The following is a 16,539-nucleotide window of genomic DNA, read 5'->3' on the forward strand; positions in this document are numbered from 1 at the left end:
GGCGATGGCCTACAATGCCACCTCGATCATCCCGTCCACCACCCGCACGGCATAGGTAGCGATCGGGTCGCGTGCTGGCCCGGTCAGCGCTTCGCCGGTCTCCAGATCGAACCGCGCGCCATGCGCGGGGCAGGCAATCCAGCCCAGTCGCATCCGCCCGCACGCCAACGGCTCCTGAGCGTGCGAACAGAGATTATCGAGCGCATGGATGCGCCCCTCAAAATGGCAGAGCATGATCGCGCGCCCGCCTGCCTCCACGGCTATGGCTTTGCCGTCCGGCACATCGTCCAGCGGCAGCAGGGGGGTGAAGCGGGCATCTTCTATATCCATGTCGTCCATTTTTACCGCCGCGCCGCGCTTGTCCAAGCCTTCATGCGCCATATCACCGGGGCGTTCTCTTGCGCGCGCGTCTATTCTCGCCCCGCGGCATCCCTTAATCACCATGCATGGACTTTGCATGGACAGAACAGGAAACCGCCTTCCGCGATCGGCTGCGCGCGCTGCTGGCCGATACGCTGCCGGACGACTGGGAGCGTTTCTCGCAGCACGGCCCGGCTTCGCCCGCGCTCACCAAATATGCCGAAAGCTTCTGCGGCACGCTGGCCGAGCAGGGGCTGTTGATTCCCCACTGGCCGGTCGAACTGGGCGGGCAGGGGCTGGACCCATGGCACCAGACGATCCTGGCCGAAGAAATGTGGATCGCGGGCGAACCGCGGGGCGGCCAGTATATGAACGTCAACTGGATCGGCCCGACGCTGATCCGCTACGGCTCCCCCGACCAGCAGGCGCGCTACCTGCCCCCGATTGCGGAAGGCAAGGCGCTCTGGTGCCAGGGCTTTTCCGAACCCGGCTCCGGCTCCGACCTCGCCTCGCTGCGCACCCGCGCAGAACGAGACGGTGACACATATCGCGTCAATGGCCAGAAAATCTGGACCAGCTATGCTGGCCTTGCCGACACCTGCTTCCTCGTCTGCCGCACCAGTGACGATCGCAAGCGCGGCATCTCCATCCTGCTCGTGCCGATGGACACGCCCGGCATCACCGTCCGGCAAATCCCCTCGCTGATCGGCGAAGGCGATATTCACGAAGTGTTTTTCGACGACGTCACCGTCCCCGTCACCGCCCGCCTTGGCGACGAAGGACAGGCGTGGGAGATTATCGGCTATTCGCTGACCAACGAACGGCTCGGCATCCCACGTTATGCGCTAGCCCGCGCCGCGCTCGACCGCGCCGTTGCGGTGCTGAAAGAACAGGGCGAATTTGACGGCGAAGCGGTGAAAATCGAAGCCGCCCATGCCGCCGCCCTCACAGAAGCCGCCCGCATGGCCAGCTACGCCATCGTCGACCGCCGCGCCAAGGGTGAAGCGATCGGCGCGGAATCCAGCTCCGCCCGCTTCGCCACCGTCATGGCCGAACGGCGCGTGTGTGAATTCATCGTCGAATATCTGCCCGAAGCGCTGGCCGACGCGCATCCCTATCTCAAGATGCACCACCAGCGCGGCATCGTTGCGGGCATCGCGGCGGGGGCGGCCGAAATTCAGCTCAACATCATCGCCACCGATGTCCTCAAATTGCCACGGGAGCCGCGCTGATGGACTTGGCCCTAACCGACGATCAGGTCGCAATCCTCGACGCGATCGACACGCTGACCCGCCCCTATGCGGGCGCATCGCTGCACGAAGCAGGCTTCTCTCTTCCTGACGCGCAGCTTGACCGTGATCTTGCCGAAGGCGGCTTCCTCGACATCGGGTTCGATCCCGATCTTGGCGCAGTCTCCGCTGCGCTGGTGGTCGAACGCCTCGCTCGCCTGCCGCAAACGGTCGAAGCCGCCGCCAGCGCGCTGATCCGCCCGCTGCTTGGCGACGATCTGCCCCGCCCGCTCTGCCTGGTGGAGGAAGGCCGCACCACGCGCCCCGTCCGCTTCCTGCGCGAAGGCGCGACCGTACTGATCGTCGGCCCGTCCAGCGTCTCGGCCTTTACCGCCACCGCCGCGCAGGTCCGTGCCGAACCAGAAGCGCTCTACGGCTATCCTATGGCCACGTTGCTCGATGTGCCAACCGATCGCACCCCGCACGCTATCCCCGCCGATGAAGTCCTGACCCGCTGGCGCATCGCCCTTGCTGCCGAAGCTGCCGGCCTGCTCGCCGCAGCCCTAGACAGCACGGTCGCTCATGTGACTGACCGCCAGCAATTTGGCCGCCCCCTCGCCACCTTCCAGGCGCTACGCCACCGCCTTGCCGAAGCGCAGGTGCGCGCCAATGGCGTGCGCTGGCTGGCGCTCAAAGCCGCAGCCACGCTAGGCCCCGGAGATGCCGCGCTCGCCGCGCTGCACGCCCAGGAATCCGCCCGCGCCACCGTCTATGATTTCCACCAATTCTTCGGCGCGATGGGCGTGACGCTGGAACATCCGCTCCACCTGTGGACCTACCGCCTCAAGGCGCTGATCGGCGATCTGCGCGGCCGCGGCGGGCAGGCGCTCGCGGCGGCAGAGGCGCTGTGGGGCTGAACTGTAACCCACTCACCCCGTTCGTCCTGAGTAGCCATTGAGCGAAGTCGAAATGGCGTATCGAAGGATCAGGCGCAGCACATGATACTTCGATACGGGCCTTCGGCTTCGCTCAGTCCCTACTCAGCACGAACGGAGTATAGTGCAGCCTAAAACCCCAAATCCAGTATCGGCCCGTCGAAATTCCCGGCCAGCTTCTGCGTCGCCGCGCTCAGCTTCTCCGGCTCCACGCCCTTCAGATAGCCGTCGATGATCCGCTGATAGTTGGAAATCAGCCCTTCAATATCCTTCGACAGCCGCATGAAATCGAAACCCTTGGCGTGCAGCCCCTTCTGCTGGAGCGGGATATTGCCATAGTCCTGACGCGGGATCATCGGGAACTGATCGCTGTCATAGGGCAGCATCACCGCCTCCATGACTGGCGGGGGTTCCTGCCCCACCGGAAAATTCGTCAGCGACCATAGCTCGAACAGGCAGCTTTCGGGGCCAAGCGGGCGGATGCGGTATGCCGCCATGCTGGAGAGGAACGGCAGCAGGAAATAGTTGGGGAAGATATATTCCACAGCCTTGACCGGCGTGTTGACCGCAATGTGATTAAGGTCCGCCGCTGGTTCCCCCCGCGCCTGCGCGGCTTGCGTCACGCAATGATTGACCATGCCGAACCACTGCATGATCGCCTGGCCTGGATCGTCGGGCAATTCCACGTCGATCAGCGTGCGCGCCACCGCGACATCCTTGGCATGGCACATCCCCGCCATGCCATCGCTCAGCAACTGCATATGCTCGACCTGATCGACGATATTCTCTTTCATCGACCGGTTGGGATTGATCGGCACGCCGATCCCGCCCGTGTCCATGCCATACATCATATTGTAGAGGATCGGCACCTTTTGCTGGAGCTGGGGGTGCGTCCGCATGACATGATAGCCCTCCATGAAGGCTTCCATCGCGATCTTCCAGTTGGCGGGCAGCACCGTGGCGAATTGCCATTCCGCGCGCATTCTGTCGGCATGATAGGCGTCCAGCCCCGCTGCCAGCGGCCCCAGCTGCTGCCGGAAGCCCGGCGCGTCATCATCGAAATTGATGAACACGCAGCCCATCTCGATTTCCGACCGGCACGGCCGCAGCGCCAGATCGCCCTCGTCTAGCTGCCCCTCGCTGAACATATGGCGGCCATAGACGAAGGTATTTTTCCCCTCGATGTTCCAGCGCCAACCATGGAAGGGGCAGATGAAGCCCTTGCCCTTGCAATTGCCGTGCGACCCTTCAGTCAGCGGCACGCCGCGATGGCGGCAGGCATTATGGAACGCCTTGATACCATCCTTGGTCCGCACGATGATGACTGATTGGCCGAGGTTACTATATTCGATCCAGTCGCCGACTTCCGGCACCTGCTCGACGCGGCAGGCCATCTGCCAGACATGCGGCCACAGTTCCTCGCACTCGCGCTTGTAAAAGCCCTCATCATAATAGCGCGGCGTGGGGATGCGTTCGGGATCGGTAATCTCGAACGGAACCGATGTCGTCGCTGCCATAACCTCTGCCATATCACCCTGTCCGCTATTAGCTTTAAGGGCGAAGGGTAAAGACTGGAGAGGGCCGTTCAAGACGGATCGGGCACCCCCCCCGCTTCATCGCCGTGGCGGTGGAAATGTCTCGTCCTATAAGGGAGGCCTGCCGATCGCCGCCCTGATCGCATCCCCATGCGCGCCTATTCCCGGCGCACCGCCCGCGACCTTCCCCGGCGTCGCGGAAAACCATGTCGGCACCCCCGGAAAGCGCACTGCGCCATGCTCCGTCTCGATTGTCTCGAAAAAACCGATCGCGTTCAAATGTTCATTCTCGAACAGTTCGTCCGTGGTGCGCAAGGGCGCCGCGGGAATATGCAGGGATTCCAGCAAATCCAGCCATTCCTGCGTCGTCCGCTGCGCAAAAGTGCCGCCCAGCAACGCATAGACCCGGTCGATCTGCTTGGCGCGCTTGGGCAGGCTGTCAAAATCCTCGCTTGCCCATTCCGGCTGCACCGCGCCCATAAAGGCATTCCAATGCTTGTCATTGTAGACGAGCGCGGCGATATGCCCGTCCTTGGTCGCATAGGGTTTGCGGTTGCGCGCCACCACGCGGTGATAATGGGCCGGTCCCATCGGCGGATCGAACAGCATCCCGCTGGCATGTTCGGTCAGCATGAAGGACGCCATCGTCTCGAACATGCCGACTTCCACCTCCTGCCCCTCGCCAGTGCGCTCGCGGTGGAACAGCGCCATCATCGTGGCATAAAGTCCGGTCAACCCCGCCACCTTGTCGGCGATGATCGTCGCCATGAAATCGGGCTTGCCGGTCATCAATCCCTGCAAATGCGGGATGCCACATTCCGCCTGGATCGTATCGTCATAGGCGGGCTTGTCGCAGTCCGGCCCGCGGCGGCTGTAACCATAGCAATTGGTATAGACGATGTCGGGCCTGATCGCCTTGACCGCGGCATAATCGAACCCCAGCCGGGCGATCGCCTTGCCGCGCATCGAATGGATGAAGATGTCGGCGGTGGCAATCAGCGCCCGCAGCACATCCTTGTCCGCCTCCTGGGACAGGTCCAGCACGATGCTGCGCTTGCCGCGATTGACGTTGGTGAACACCCCGCCCAGGTCTGGCGCGTTGCCGCTGTTGATGAACCGGGTCTGGTCACCCCCCGGCTGCTCCACCTTGATGACGTCCGCGCCCATGTCGGCCATGATCTGCGTCGCGTAGGGGCCAAAGACCATCGCGGTCAGATCGACCACCCGCACCCCCGTCAGCGGCCCGCCATGTGCCTTCGGATCGCCCATGTCACTCTCCTGTTTCATGCCCTCGCGCTAAAACAAGGTGCGGGCCGACGCCATGGGCAACCACTTCGCCCCACCGATATGTAAAATGTTGAACAGCTGTTCGATTGTGCGTCCGACCCGCCACTGATAGCCCGAACATAGGAAAACAGGCGCCGCAACGGCGCGGCAAGCAGGGCCAGAAACGTGGATTTTGCCTTTACCGACGATCAGCAGAATATTCGCGACGCCGTGCTGGCCCAATGCAGCGCGTTCAGCGATGATTATTGGCTGGCACGCGATCATGACGCCCAATTCCCCGTCGATTTCTACCGCGCGATGGCGCAGGCTGGCTGGCTGGGCGTCGCCATGCCGGAATCGGTTGGCGGCGCTGGCCTTGGCATCACCGAAGCGGCGATCATGATGCAGGCGGTGGCCGAAGCGGGTGGCGGCATGACCGCCGCGTCCACCATCCACGGCCCGGTATTCAGCCTGGAGCCGATCGACCTGTTCGGCACAGAGGAACAGAAGCAGCGGATGATCCCGCCGATCCTGTCGGGCGAAGAAAAGATGTGCTTTGCCGTCACCGAACCCAATACCGGTCTCGACACGACCAAGCTCAAGACCCGCGCCGTGCGGGAGGCGGGCGGTTACCGCGTCAATGGCGAGAAGATCTGGATCACCAACGCCCATGTCGCCGACCGGATGATGCTGCTCGCCCGCACCACCCCGATCGAGGAGGTGGAGAACAAGACCCATGGCCTCTCGCTTTTCTTCACCAAGCTTGACCGCACGAAGATCGAGCATCGGCTGATCCCCAAAATGGGCCGCCACGCGGTCGGCTCCAACATGCTGTTCATCAACGATCTTTTCATCCCGCAAGAGGACCGCATCGGCGAGGAAGGGCAGGGTTTCCGCATCATCCTCAAAGGGCTGAACCCCGAACGCATATTACTGGGGGCCGAAGCGATCGGCATCGGCCGCAACGCGATCCAGCGCGCGGCGCGCTATGCCCGCGAACGCATCGTGTTCGACCGGCCGATCGGCATGAATCAGGGGATTCAGCATCCGCTCGCCAAATGCTGGGCGCAGCTGGAGGCCGCCAACCTGATGGTGATGCAGGCCGCGACCAAATTCGATAAGGGCGAAGATTGCGGCGTGGAGGCCAATGCCGGCAAATATCTCGCCGCCGAATTCGCGTTCGAAGCCTGCCATACCGCCATGCTGACGCTGGGTGGCATGGGCTATGCGCAGGAATATCATGTCGAACGGCTGCTGCGCGAAGTGCTGATTCCGCGCACCGCGCCAGTCAGCCCGCATATGATCCTTAACTTTCTCGCCGAAAAAGTGTTGGACTTGCCCAAATCCTACTGACCGGAGAGACGATCATGTCCACCACCGCCAACCTCTCGATCAAAATGCGCTCCTGGCTGTTCGCGCCTGGCGACAGCGACAAGAAGATGGCCAAGGCAGCCGACAGCGCCGCCGACATTGCGCTGTTCGATCTGGAAGATGCCGTCGCGACCGAAAATAAGGTGCTGGCGCGCCAAATGGTTCACGATTTTCTCGCCAGCCGCACACAAGGCCGCGAACGGCTGTGGGTGCGGATCAATCCGCTTGATGGTCCCTATACGCTGCTCGATCTTGCCGCGATCATGCCTGCCCGACCGGGCGGCATCATGCTGCCCAAAGTCTATGGGCGTCAGGATGTCGATCGGCTCGACCATTATCTCTCCGCGCTCGAAGTCGCCAACGGCATCGAAGAAGGCTCCACCCCGCTGATCGTGCTGGTCACCGAAACCGCCGAAGCCATGTTTCACACCGGCAGCTACAAGGGCGCGCCGCGCGTTGTCGCTTTGACCTGGGGCGCGGAGGATCTGGCTGACTCGATCGGTGCCAGCGACAACCGCAATCCCGACGGCAGCTATGGCTTCACCTATGAACTGGCGCGCTCCATGTGCCTGCTGGGTGCCGCCACGGCAGGCGTGACCGCTATCGAAACGATCCAGGGCGATTTCCGCGATCTCGATGGTCTCAAGGCCCGCGCCGAAAAGGTCCGTCGCGACGGCTATCGCGGCATGTTGGCGATCCATCCCGCGCAGGTCGATGTCATCAACGCTGCCTTCACCCCGACTGCCGAGGAAATTGCGCAGGCGCAGGAAATCGTTGATATATTTGCAAAAAATCCCGGCGTTGGCGCGATTGGCTATATGGGTGGGATGCTCGACCGCCCCTATCTCAGCCGTGCTGAACAACTGCTCAAACAGGCCGGTGTAACATGACCACATATGTCCAGCTTGGTGTCGGGTTAAGGCCCGGCGACCATATCGTCCTGGGCCAGGCCTGCGGCGAACCGACCACATTGGTGGAGGCGCTGATCGAACAGGGCCGGGACATTCCCGGCCTGTCCGCCTTCATCGCCACCAGCTTCTCTGGCCTCTTCACCCCCGCCACCGCTGACAGCTTCGCCCTCTCCAGCATGGGCGCGATCGGTGCATTGCGGTCGATGACCAAGGCGGAGAAATTGCAGGTCATCCCGGTCCATGTCAGCCAGGTCGGCCCGCTCATCACCGCCGGGATCATCCCCTGCGACGTCGCGATGATCCAGGTCAGCCCTGCGGATGAGAATGGCAATCACAGCTGCGGCCTCATCAGCGATTATGTTCGTGCCGCTGTCGATAAGGCGCGGGTCGTCATCGCCGAAATCAATGAGGCGGTCCCCTTCACACCGGGCGAAACCATCCCGGCCTCCGCCATAGACGTCGCGATTCCCGTCAACCGCCCCCCGGTCGAAGTCGCCCCCGCTGCCATCGGCCCGACCGACGAAGCCATTGCCCGCCATTGCGCCGCTTATATCGGCGACGGCGCTGTCATCCAGACCGGGGTAGGGGCCGTCCCCGACGCCATCCTGCGCTTGCTCCATGACCGCAGGGATCTGGGCGTTCATTCCGGCATGTTGGGCGATGGCCTGGTCGATCTGGTCGAAGCAGGCGTCATCACCAACGCCCGCAAGGAAGTCGATCCCGGCGTCTCGATCAACGGCGCGTTGATCGGCACCAAGCGTCTCTACGACTGGGCGCATCGCAACCCCACACTCCGCATGTGCGCGACCAGCTACACCCATGATGCCGCGATCCTGGGCCGCCTCTCCCGCCTCGTCACCATCAACAGCGCGCTGGAGGTGGACCTCACCGGGCAGGTCAATGCCGAACAATCGGGGGCGGTCTATCTGGGCGGAACCGGCGGCCAGGTCGATTTCGTCCGCGCCGGGGCTAGATCGCCCGGCGGACGCTCGATCATCGCCCTGTCCGCCTCGGCCAAGGGCGGCACGCTCAGCAAGATCGTCGCCCAGCTATCCGGTCCGGTCACCACCGCCCGCACCGATGTGGATGTCATCGTCACCGAATATGGCGCAGCCGAACTCAAGGGGCAGAGCCTCGCCGAACGCACCCGCCGCCTGATCGCCATCGCCCATCCCGACTTCCGCGAGGAACTGGACCGGGCCGCCCATGTCATTACGCAAAGGGGATTTTGATCATGACCGACGCCGTCCTCTTCGACGCTCGTGCCGATGGCATCGCCATGCTCACGATCAACCGTCCCGACCAGCGCAACTGCCTCAGCCGTGAAGTCCGCGAAGGGCTGCGCGATGCCTGGGCGCGGTTCGAGTCCGACCCCGCGCTGCGCGTCGCCATCCTCACCGGTTCGGGCGACAAGGCTTTCTGCGCGGGCGGCGATCTGAAGGAAATGGTCGAAACCGGTATGACCGTGCCGCCGCGCGCCATGTTCCCCTTGCCCTATGACAGCATCGAACTGAGCAAGCCGACCATCGCCGCCGTTAACGGCTTAGCCTTCGCCGGTGGCTGGATGATCGCGCAAGCCTGCGACCTCTGCGTCGCCAGCACAAGCGCGCGCTTTGCCATTACCGAGGTCAAGGTCGGCCGCTCCTCCCCCTGGGCCGCACCGCTCATCCACATGATCCCGCAGCGGATCATGATGGAGATCATCCTGACCGGCAAGCCGATCACCGCCCAGCGCGCCTATGAGATCGGTCTGGTCAACCGTCTGGCCGAACCCGAAGCGCTGCTGGACGCGGCAATCGCCCTGGCCGCTGAGATACTCGAAGGTGCGCCTTTGTCGGTGAAGGCCGGTCGGGACACGGTGATGCTGGCCACCGAAATGGGCCGCGCCGCCGCGCTCCAGGCGGCCCGTGCGGCCACCGAATACACCTATATGAGCGACGACGCGCAGGAAGGCCCGCGCGCCTTCGCCGAAAAACGCCCCCCCAACTGGCAGGGCCGATAGATGACAAGCGAGGATGTTATGACAGATCTCACCAAGCCGGTCACCGTCCCGGTCGAAGCCTATGTGTCGCGTGACTATGCCCGCGCCGAACAGGACCGCCTCTGGCGCAAGGTCTGGCTACAGGCCGCTCGGCTGGAGGACATCCCCAATGTCGGCGACTTCGTCACCTACGATATTCTCGAAGACTCGGTCATCGTCATGCGTACCGGCCCGGACGAGCTGCGCGCCTACCACAATGTCTGCCCCCATCGCGGTCGCCGCCTGATCGACACGCCGCCCGGCGCCCGCAACGCGCGTGGCAACCGCACGAGCATCATCTGCGGCTTCCACGGCTGGACCTTCGACAGACAGGGACAATGCAGCTTCGTCAACCATCAGGACGACTGGCAGGGCAAGCTGACAGCGGAGCGCACGGCGCTGGGCAAGGTGCAGGTCGATACATGGGGCGGCTGGGCCTGGATCACGCTCAATCCCGATGCGGAATCGCTTACACACTATCTGGGCGTCGTGCCGGAGATGCTCGACCCGTTCGGACTTGCGAACATGCGCTATCGCTGGCGCAAATGGATCATCTTCGACTGCAACTGGAAGGTCGCGCTGGAAGCGTTCAGCGAAACCTATCATGTCCAGACTACCCACCCCGAATTCAACGCCTTCGGTGAATTTCGCGGCTGGGCACGGCAGCACGGTCTGCACAGCAATATCGGCTATGATGCGCCCAAGAATATGGACGAGAACCAGGCCAAGCTGCGCATCGGATCGGGCGAGGACCCGCGCCTGTCCACGGCTGAAATGCAGCTTTTCACCTGGGAAAATGCCAACACCAATACGACGATGACTTTGGTCAACGCCGCCACCCGCCTGAAGGACGAACTGCCTGAAGGCACGCCTGCACCCCAGGTGTTGCAGCACTGGCTCGCCACAGCCCGTGCTGACGATGAAAGGCGCGGCGTGTTCTGGCCGGTGGTCGAACCCGCCCATACCGCCAGGAGTGGCACCGCCTGGCAGATCTTCCCCAATTTCCAGATCGGCCATGCGGTCAACAACATGCTCTGCTATTCGGCCCGCCCCTATCAGGGCGACCCGGACAAGTGCATTTTTGAAGCTGCGGTCTATGAACTGTTCCCGGAAGGCGAAGCGCCCGCGACCGAGTGGGAATATACCCCTCCCGAAGCTTGGCCCCCGGTTTTGCAACAGGATTTCACCAACATGGCGGCGGTCCAGCAGGGCATGAAAAATGTCGGCTTCCGCGGCACCCAGCCCAATCCCTATATGGAGCGATCGGTCGCCAGCCTGCACCAGAATCTGGCGCGTTACATGGGGACGGGCGCACCCAGGCCGATCGATTGACCTGCTTGTCCCGTCCTCGATATTCATTATATTGAGGACAGGGAGAAAGCGCCATGTCCAAACCGATGACACTCAACGTGCGGGTAAGCGGCGCGCTCAGCGACTTCGTAGCCGCCAATGTCAGTGACGCTGGAGCCTATGACAATGTCAGCGAATATGTCCGCGACCTGATCCGCCGCGACAAGGAGCGAGTGGAAGCCGATCATTTCGCCCGATTGAAAGCCGAACTGACGCGCGCCTTTGCCGCACCGGATTCAAGCTATCAGACGTTGGATGCCGAAACGGTCATCGCCCGCAACTGTCGTTCCTGAAACCGATGGCTACATTCCGGGTTCCGGGTACAGGAAGCGGCGGGTCGTCGGCTGGACGAAATCTATCTCTACACCTGCGACACCTGGGGCGAAGCGCAGGCTGAACATTATATCCGCGCATTGTTTGGTCAGTTTGAAGCGATCGCGGCGCAGGACGTCATTTGGCGCGCGATCCCGGCGGAATTTGGTGTGGACGGTTATTATTGCCGGTTCGAGCATCATTATATCTACTGGCGGATTTTGCCAGACGGTGCGGTCGGGATCGTCACGATCCTCCACGAACGTATGCACCGGATGGATCGCTTCCGCGACGATCTGCCCTGATACGCGAACAAACGAGAAGCCCGCCGCCGTTCCCGGCAGCGGGATTCCAAGCCGTCCAAATTATCAGCGCTTATTCAAATGGTTCTTCGCCCTGCAACTTGGTGCGGTGCATCATGCGGTTGCAGGTCGGATCATAGGCCTCAGCGCGGTGCATGGTGCCGGTATTGTCCCATATCACCAGATCGCCGACGCTCCAGTCGTGGCTGTAGCTGAATTCTTCCAGCGTCGCCCATTCGCGCAGGCCGACCAGAATTTCCGCGCTCCGCATCGGAGTTACGTCCAACACCCGATGTGCGGTGCAGCCCAGAACCAGCGACTTGCGGCCTGACTTGTGGTTCCAAACCAGCGGCAGTTCATTCTCGCCGATCCGCTGCATTCCCTGAATTTTCGCCAGGCTGGGTTCCGGCTCATAATAGAATACGGTCGCCCAGACCGAATGGATCACGCGCAGCTTTTCATATTCCGCCTTCTGCTCGTCGCTCAGCGCGTCATAGGCAGCATAGGTATTACAGAAGCCGGTGTTGCCGCCCCAGGTCGCCTTGACCTTGCACGACAATAGCGACGCCAGGATCGGCGTGTCGTTCATGGTGCCGTCGATATGCCAGTAGAGCGACCCCTTGAGATATTCGGCGCTCTGCGGGTTTTCCTTCACGTCCAGCGTGATCTTGTGGATTTTGTGGTTGGTGCCGTCCTGCATTTCCGGCGCGAACGTGCCCAGCGTCTTGGTGAAGGCGATCTGCTCATCGTCGTTAAAGTCGATCTTGGGAAACACCAGCACGCCGCGCTGTTCCAGCAATTCGCGAATCTGTGGACCCAGATCGCCTGCCAGCAACTCTTCCTTGCTGTTCAGGATGCGGCTGCCGATCTTCGGCTTGATCTCTTCATGCGCAAAGCGCGTGATCGCGGTGGTTGCCATGTCCGACTCTCCTCAGTCTAGCCTGTACGTTGAACACATGTTCAGCACTGCGCGTGAAAAAGTCAACACCTCTCATTTTTCAAGCCAGCAGATCGTCCAGCCACTGTTCCACCGCCTGCCGCGCTTCTGCGTGCCCGGCTGCAACACCCAGCCCCCCTTCCATCACCAGCGCACGCCCCGCGCTCGCCAGCAACAGGCTCAGCCCCGCCGCACTGACGCCGCGCTGCGCCAGCCGGTCGCCCAGCAGGCGTTCGAAACATTCCGTTTGCCGCGCGCGCATCGCTTCGCTGTGGCGGGCGATTTCGGCGCGAATGGCCTTGCGATGATTGGCCAGCGCGACAAATTCCATCGCCAGCGCCGTGCGACTTGTGTCGGAAAAAAAACGCCATAGCGCCCGGATCGGATCGTCGCTGGCCAGTGCCTGCTCGATCATCGCGTCGCTTTGTGCCGCGCCGCGGCGGAACACCGCCAGCAGCAGATCGTCAGTGGTCGGAAAATAATAATGGACCAGCGATGGAGGCAGTTCGGCGCGCAGCGCAACGCGTCGGGAACTGGCAGCGGCATAGCCTTCATCGCGGATCACCTGTTCGGCGGCTTCGACAATGCGGGCGCGGGTTTCGGAGCTTTCCGCCCCGATACGACGTTTCTGGACCATGGGCCGACCATAGGTATCGCTGGCGGGTGCGCAAGGGCGCGCAATGGATGGCCTATCAGCCACCCGGAGGGTCACCGGGCGAAATCCTGTACGGATATGCCGCTCATCGCCGTCCAGCCCGCATCATTATTGAACACGCCACCAGTCGCAAAGCTGGCCTCGTCGCTGGCCAGGAACAGCGCCATCATTGCCATTTCCTCCGGCTGCGCCATGCGCCCCAGTACGCCCATCCGGTCCATCAGTACGGTGGAAGTAGGCAGGCCAGCCTTCTCCATTTCCTGTCGCTGATGTTTGGCCATCGGTGTCTCGGTGGCACCGGGACAGAGCGCATTGACGCGGATATTGTGGCGACCCAGTTCGACGGCTGCAACCTTGGTCAGCGCGACCGCGCCCGCTTTGGACGCGCAATAGCCTGCGGTGCCAGCGACGATCGATGCGGCAATGGAGGCCGTGTTGACGATCGAGCCGCCGCCTGCTGCGATCATGCGCGGGGCGACATGCTTGATCATCAGCCAGACGGCCTTCAGGTTCACGTCGATGCATTTGTCGAACGCCGCCTCGTCGATGGTCAGGATCGACTGCTTATTCTCTGTATCGACACCCGCATTGTTGAACAGGATCGTGGGCAGGCCCAGTTCCGCCTCGGTGCGGGCGATGATGCGCAGGATGTCAGCTGTCTTGCTGACGTCCGCACCGATGGCGATAGCTTCACCCCCTTGCGCGCGGATGGCGTCGACCACGGGCGCGACCTTGGCCTCATCCAGATCGACGGCAGCAACCTTCGCGCCCTCGCGCGCGAATAGCAAAGCCGCTGCCTCGCCCATGCCGCCCGCTGCGCCCGTGATGATCGCGATCTTGCCCGCCAGCCGCATGGGTTTCGTCCTTTCGACCCTAGCTTAATGCGATCCCATATAGCGGCCGCCATTGGTGCTGATCGTCTGGCCGGTGATGTAGCTGGCTTCCTCCGACGCCAGATACGCGCAGGCGGCGGCGATATCCTCCGGCTTGCCAATGCGCTTCATTGGCAGCGTCTGGGCGAAGGCATCGACATCGATCGGCGCGGCGCGCAGCATCGGCGTATCGACAAATCCAGGCGGCACCATGTTGAATGTCACGCCGCTGGCGGCAAATTCCAGCGCCAGCGCCTTGGTCATGCCCATCAGCCCACCCTTGGACGAGACATAATGGCCCTGTGCAAAGGAACCGGACTGGACCGAGGAGGAGGTAATGTTGATCACCCGGCCCCACCCGGCTGCCAGCATGTCGGGCAGCACTTCCTTTGTCAGAAGATAAGGCCCGCGCAGGTTGATATGGATGACCTTGTCGAACAGATCATCGTCAATATCCATGAACGGGGTAAAGGGGGCGATCCCGGCATTGTTGACGAGAATAGCGACCGGCCCCAGCTTTGCGCGGGTTTCCTCTGCCGCGGCGTGGATCGCGGCCTTGTCGGAACAGTCGACACCAATGGCGATGGCGGTGCCGCCCGCCGCCTCGACCAGGCGGGCAGTTTCGGCTGCCCCTTCGGCGTTAATGTCCCAGATCGCGATCTTGGCGGTATCTTCTGCCAGCCGGATGGCGATAGCGCGGCCGATGCCCGACCCGGCGCCCGTCACGATTGCTACCTTGCCATTGAGAGAGCGTGTCATCGCCAAATCCTTCCTGTCGTTCGGTCCCTCTGGACCGGACCTGTGTTTGAACGGGTGATCAACTTGGGGCTTCCCACTGTCAAGCAAGGCCAGACTGTGATCGCCTGAGCGAACTTGCCGCGCGGTTCAATGCCTGCCTCTCCTGCGATATCGGGGCGGCGATCGGGCTGATCGACAATCACTGTTGGGTCGGCCGCTTCGCTGCGATAGGGTCTGACAGACAAGCGGCGCGAAGCCGCCGGGGGAGGCAAGGGCTATGGACGGGTTGGTCGTCGCTACGCAATCAGGTTTGGTTCGGGGTATGGGTAGTGACGGCGCACGGCGCTGGCTGGGCATCCCCTATGCCGATGCTGCCCGGTTCGCTGCGCCGGTGCCTGCGGCATCCTGGGTCGACGTGCGAGACGCAAGCGTTGCGGGGCCGCAATGCCCGCAAATGTTTGGCAATGCCGCCAAGCGCGCGCGTCTCGCGGAACCCGATTTTTCCGAACAATGCCTGACGCTCAACATCTACGCGCCCGATGATCTGGGCGAGGGCGAACGTCTGCCCGTCTATGTGTGGATCCATGGCGGCGCCTTCGTCGCGGGCAGCGGCAATGGTTATGACGGCTCAGTGCTGGCGCGCGAGGGGCGCATCATCGTTGTCACGATCAACTATCGGGTCGGGGTGCTGGGGTTCGTCAACTTTGCTGCCGCGCTCGAAACGTCTGACATTCCTTCCAACCTTGGCCTGCGTGACCAGATAGCGGCGCTGACTTGGGTGCAGACGAATATTGCCGCCTTTGGCGGCGATCCCGGCTGCGTGACGATTGGCGGCCAGTCAGCCGGGTCGATGTCGGTGTCGCTGTTGCTCCACGCTCACGCCGCGCGGCCGTTGTTCCAGCAGGCGATCATGCAGAGCGGTGCAGTCAGCATGATCCATAATCAGGCCAAAAGCGTGGCGATCGCGCGGCAATATCGCACCTTTCTGGGCGATGATGGCCGGAGCCTTGCGGCGTTGCAGACGGTGGATCTGCGCCGGCTGTTCGAGGCGCAGGCGGCTGTCGGCGCGGCCAATCCCGGCACGATTCCAGCCTCGCCCTGGCTGGACGATGATCTGGTGCCGGGGACGATGGAGGAGGTTCATGCCGCACAGGCAGCACCCGTGCCGTTGTTGGCGGGTGCGACGCGCGATGAGGTGCGGCTGTTTGAACTGATGCCGGGCGACATATTGCCGACCAGTTGGCCCGCGCTGGAAACTTTGTTGCACGGGCAATTGGGGGCGGATCGGGCACAGGCGATATTGGCGACCTATCCGCAGACCAAGGCCGGACGCCGCGCGCTGGCGAGCGACCTGACCTTCGTCATGCCCACCCGCCATTTTGCCGACCGCCATGCCGCGCACAGCCCGACCTGGTTCTATCGGTTCGATTATGCCCATCCGATTGCCGGGGCGACCCATGGGCTGGACATGACCCTTATGTGGCCAATGCAAGGATTGCGCGCGGCGCTGGCGCGGGGCGGGCGGATGACCGGACGCCGTGCGGCACTGGGGCAGCGGATGGTGCGGCACATTGCGCATTTCGTGCGTCATGGTCGGCCCGAAGCGGCATGGCCTGTTTATGACGAGAGCCAAGGGCAGGTGATGATCTTCAACCTGGCCGACCGGGTCGAGGCGCAACCCGAAGTGGACCGCTGGCGCGCTTGGGCAGGGCGCGATGTCGGGGTCGGCCTGTCCGCCTGACCCCG

16 protein-coding genes and 1 pseudogene are annotated in these 16,539 nt (G+C 62.8%); 10 read left to right on the forward strand and 7 right to left on the reverse strand.

All coding sequences use genetic code 11. The annotated features are described in order from the left end of the window. Positions 1 to 9: 9 nt before the first annotated feature. Entirely contained in the window at positions 10 to 330 is a 321-nt protein-coding gene (locus tag Q0D44_RS06785) for a non-heme iron oxygenase ferredoxin subunit (protein WP_294134476.1), read from the reverse strand. A gap of 116 nt (positions 331 to 446) precedes the next feature. Between Q0D44_RS06785 and Q0D44_RS06790 the strand changes: the two genes are divergently transcribed. Together Q0D44_RS06790 and Q0D44_RS06795 are read left to right on the forward strand one after the other, a co-directional pair. Further along, on the forward strand, positions 447 to 1,592 hold the full coding sequence (locus tag Q0D44_RS06790; protein ID WP_294134396.1) for an acyl-CoA dehydrogenase family protein: 1,146 nt from the start codon (positions 447 to 449) through the stop codon (positions 1,590 to 1,592). Continuing rightward, positions 1,592 to 2,506: an acyl-CoA dehydrogenase family protein gene (locus tag Q0D44_RS06795; RefSeq protein WP_294134399.1), complete on the forward strand. Its 915-nt coding sequence runs from the start codon at positions 1,592 to 1,594 to the stop codon at positions 2,504 to 2,506. The genes Q0D44_RS06790 and Q0D44_RS06795 overlap by 1 nt, the downstream gene beginning before the upstream one ends. Before the next feature lie 149 nt (positions 2,507 to 2,655). Here the strand turns inward: Q0D44_RS06795 and Q0D44_RS06800 are convergent, their stop codons facing one another. Together Q0D44_RS06800 and Q0D44_RS06805 are read right to left on the reverse strand one after the other, a co-directional pair. Next, a complete protein-coding gene (locus tag Q0D44_RS06800) occupies positions 2,656 to 4,053 on the reverse strand; it encodes an aromatic ring-hydroxylating dioxygenase subunit alpha (RefSeq protein ID WP_294134401.1) in 1,398 nt (465 codons plus the stop codon). 114 nt (positions 4,054 to 4,167) lie between these two features. Beyond that, positions 4,168 to 5,328 (reverse strand): CoA transferase, encoded by a 1,161-nt coding sequence (locus Q0D44_RS06805; protein ID WP_294134403.1) that lies wholly within the window; start codon positions 5,326 to 5,328, stop codon positions 4,168 to 4,170. Between the two features lie 183 nt (positions 5,329 to 5,511). Between Q0D44_RS06805 and Q0D44_RS06810 the strand changes: the two genes are divergently transcribed. The 7 genes and pseudogenes from Q0D44_RS06810 to Q0D44_RS06840 all read left to right on the forward strand — a co-directional run. Continuing rightward, positions 5,512 to 6,678 carry an acyl-CoA dehydrogenase family protein gene (locus Q0D44_RS06810; protein ID WP_294134406.1) on the forward strand — a complete coding sequence of 389 codons (1,167 nt, stop codon included), beginning with the start codon at positions 5,512 to 5,514 and terminating at the stop codon, positions 6,676 to 6,678. Positions 6,679 to 6,692: 14 nt separating this feature from the next. Next, positions 6,693 to 7,586: a CoA ester lyase gene (locus Q0D44_RS06815; protein WP_294134409.1), complete on the forward strand. Its 894-nt coding sequence runs from the start codon at positions 6,693 to 6,695 to the stop codon at positions 7,584 to 7,586. Next, on the forward strand, positions 7,583 to 8,839 hold the full coding sequence (locus Q0D44_RS06820) for an acetyl-CoA hydrolase/transferase C-terminal domain-containing protein (RefSeq protein WP_294134412.1): 1,257 nt from the start codon (positions 7,583 to 7,585) through the stop codon (positions 8,837 to 8,839). Before Q0D44_RS06815 ends, Q0D44_RS06820 begins: the two co-directional genes overlap by 4 nt. Before the next feature lie 2 nt (positions 8,840 to 8,841). Continuing rightward, positions 8,842 to 9,609, forward strand: coding sequence for an enoyl-CoA hydratase-related protein (locus Q0D44_RS06825; protein WP_294134414.1), 768 nt, complete (start codon positions 8,842 to 8,844; stop codon positions 9,607 to 9,609). Between the two features lie 18 nt (positions 9,610 to 9,627). Beyond that, positions 9,628 to 10,959: an aromatic ring-hydroxylating dioxygenase subunit alpha gene (locus Q0D44_RS06830; protein ID WP_294134417.1), complete on the forward strand. Its 1,332-nt coding sequence runs from the start codon at positions 9,628 to 9,630 to the stop codon at positions 10,957 to 10,959. A gap of 53 nt (positions 10,960 to 11,012) precedes the next feature. Next, positions 11,013 to 11,270, forward strand: a complete 258-nt coding sequence (locus tag Q0D44_RS06835; protein ID WP_294134419.1) for an addiction module antitoxin — start codon at positions 11,013 to 11,015, stop codon at positions 11,268 to 11,270. Positions 11,271 to 11,285: 15 nt separating this feature from the next. Then, positions 11,286 to 11,594: pseudogene (locus Q0D44_RS06840) on the forward strand (type II toxin-antitoxin system RelE/ParE family toxin); the annotation flags it as partial. A gap of 70 nt (positions 11,595 to 11,664) precedes the next feature. Here the strand turns inward: Q0D44_RS06840 and Q0D44_RS06845 are convergent. The 4 genes from Q0D44_RS06845 to Q0D44_RS06860 all read right to left on the reverse strand — a co-directional run bounded on the left by Q0D44_RS06845 (position 11,665) and on the right by Q0D44_RS06860 (position 14,814). After that, entirely contained in the window at positions 11,665 to 12,510 is an 846-nt protein-coding gene (locus Q0D44_RS06845; protein WP_294134421.1) for a TauD/TfdA family dioxygenase, read from the reverse strand. A 79-nt stretch (positions 12,511 to 12,589) separates the two neighbouring features. Further along, entirely contained in the window at positions 12,590 to 13,165 is a 576-nt protein-coding gene (locus Q0D44_RS06850; RefSeq protein ID WP_294134424.1) for a TetR/AcrR family transcriptional regulator, read from the reverse strand. 71 nt (positions 13,166 to 13,236) lie between these two features. After that, positions 13,237 to 14,037 (reverse strand): SDR family NAD(P)-dependent oxidoreductase, encoded by an 801-nt coding sequence (locus tag Q0D44_RS06855; protein ID WP_294134426.1) that lies wholly within the window; start codon positions 14,035 to 14,037, stop codon positions 13,237 to 13,239. Between the two features lie 24 nt (positions 14,038 to 14,061). Beyond that, the gene (locus Q0D44_RS06860) at positions 14,062 to 14,814 is read right to left on the reverse strand and encodes a 3-oxoacyl-ACP reductase family protein (protein WP_294134428.1); all 753 of its coding nucleotides are present in this window, start codon (positions 14,812 to 14,814) and stop codon (positions 14,062 to 14,064) included. 256 nt (positions 14,815 to 15,070) lie between these two features. On the opposite strand from Q0D44_RS06860, the gene Q0D44_RS06865 reads away from it, so the two are divergent. Next, entirely contained in the window at positions 15,071 to 16,534 is a 1,464-nt protein-coding gene (locus tag Q0D44_RS06865) for a carboxylesterase family protein (RefSeq protein WP_294134430.1), read from the forward strand. The last annotated feature ends 5 nt before the right edge of the window (positions 16,535 to 16,539 follow it).

Origin of the sequence: Sphingobium sp. (assembly GCA_023266575.1) — a bacterium.
Taxonomy (GTDB): domain Bacteria; phylum Pseudomonadota; class Alphaproteobacteria; order Sphingomonadales; family Sphingomonadaceae; genus Sphingobium.

What these genes read in the sequence shown, in the direction of transcription:
- Q0D44_RS06785 (WP_294134476.1), bottom strand. Translation starts at nt 330, where the DNA reads ATGGATATAGAAGATGCCCGCTTCACCCCCCTGCTGCCGCTGGACGAT.
- Q0D44_RS06790 (WP_294134396.1), top strand. Translation starts at nt 447, where the DNA reads ATGGACTTTGCATGGACAGAACAGGAAACCGCCTTCCGCGATCGGCTG.
- Q0D44_RS06795 (WP_294134399.1), top strand. Translation starts at nt 1,592, where the DNA reads ATGGACTTGGCCCTAACCGACGATCAGGTCGCAATCCTCGACGCGATC.
- Q0D44_RS06800 (WP_294134401.1), bottom strand. Translation starts at nt 4,053, where the DNA reads ATGGCAGAGGTTATGGCAGCGACGACATCGGTTCCGTTCGAGATTACC.
- Q0D44_RS06805 (WP_294134403.1), bottom strand. Translation starts at nt 5,328, where the DNA reads ATGGGCGATCCGAAGGCACATGGCGGGCCGCTGACGGGGGTGCGGGTG.
- Q0D44_RS06815 (WP_294134409.1), top strand. Translation starts at nt 6,693, where the DNA reads ATGTCCACCACCGCCAACCTCTCGATCAAAATGCGCTCCTGGCTGTTC.
- Q0D44_RS06820 (WP_294134412.1), top strand. Translation starts at nt 7,583, where the DNA reads ATGACCACATATGTCCAGCTTGGTGTCGGGTTAAGGCCCGGCGACCAT.
- Q0D44_RS06825 (WP_294134414.1), top strand. Translation starts at nt 8,842, where the DNA reads ATGACCGACGCCGTCCTCTTCGACGCTCGTGCCGATGGCATCGCCATG.
- Q0D44_RS06830 (WP_294134417.1), top strand. Translation starts at nt 9,628, where the DNA reads ATGACAGATCTCACCAAGCCGGTCACCGTCCCGGTCGAAGCCTATGTG.
- Q0D44_RS06835 (WP_294134419.1), top strand. Translation starts at nt 11,013, where the DNA reads ATGTCCAAACCGATGACACTCAACGTGCGGGTAAGCGGCGCGCTCAGC.
- Q0D44_RS06845 (WP_294134421.1), bottom strand. Translation starts at nt 12,510, where the DNA reads ATGGCAACCACCGCGATCACGCGCTTTGCGCATGAAGAGATCAAGCCG.
- Q0D44_RS06850 (WP_294134424.1), bottom strand. Translation starts at nt 13,165, where the DNA reads ATGGTCCAGAAACGTCGTATCGGGGCGGAAAGCTCCGAAACCCGCGCC.
- Q0D44_RS06855 (WP_294134426.1), bottom strand. Translation starts at nt 14,037, where the DNA reads ATGCGGCTGGCGGGCAAGATCGCGATCATCACGGGCGCAGCGGGCGGC.
- Q0D44_RS06860 (WP_294134428.1), bottom strand. Translation starts at nt 14,814, where the DNA reads ATGACACGCTCTCTCAATGGCAAGGTAGCAATCGTGACGGGCGCCGGG.
- Q0D44_RS06865 (WP_294134430.1), top strand. Translation starts at nt 15,071, where the DNA reads ATGGACGGGTTGGTCGTCGCTACGCAATCAGGTTTGGTTCGGGGTATG.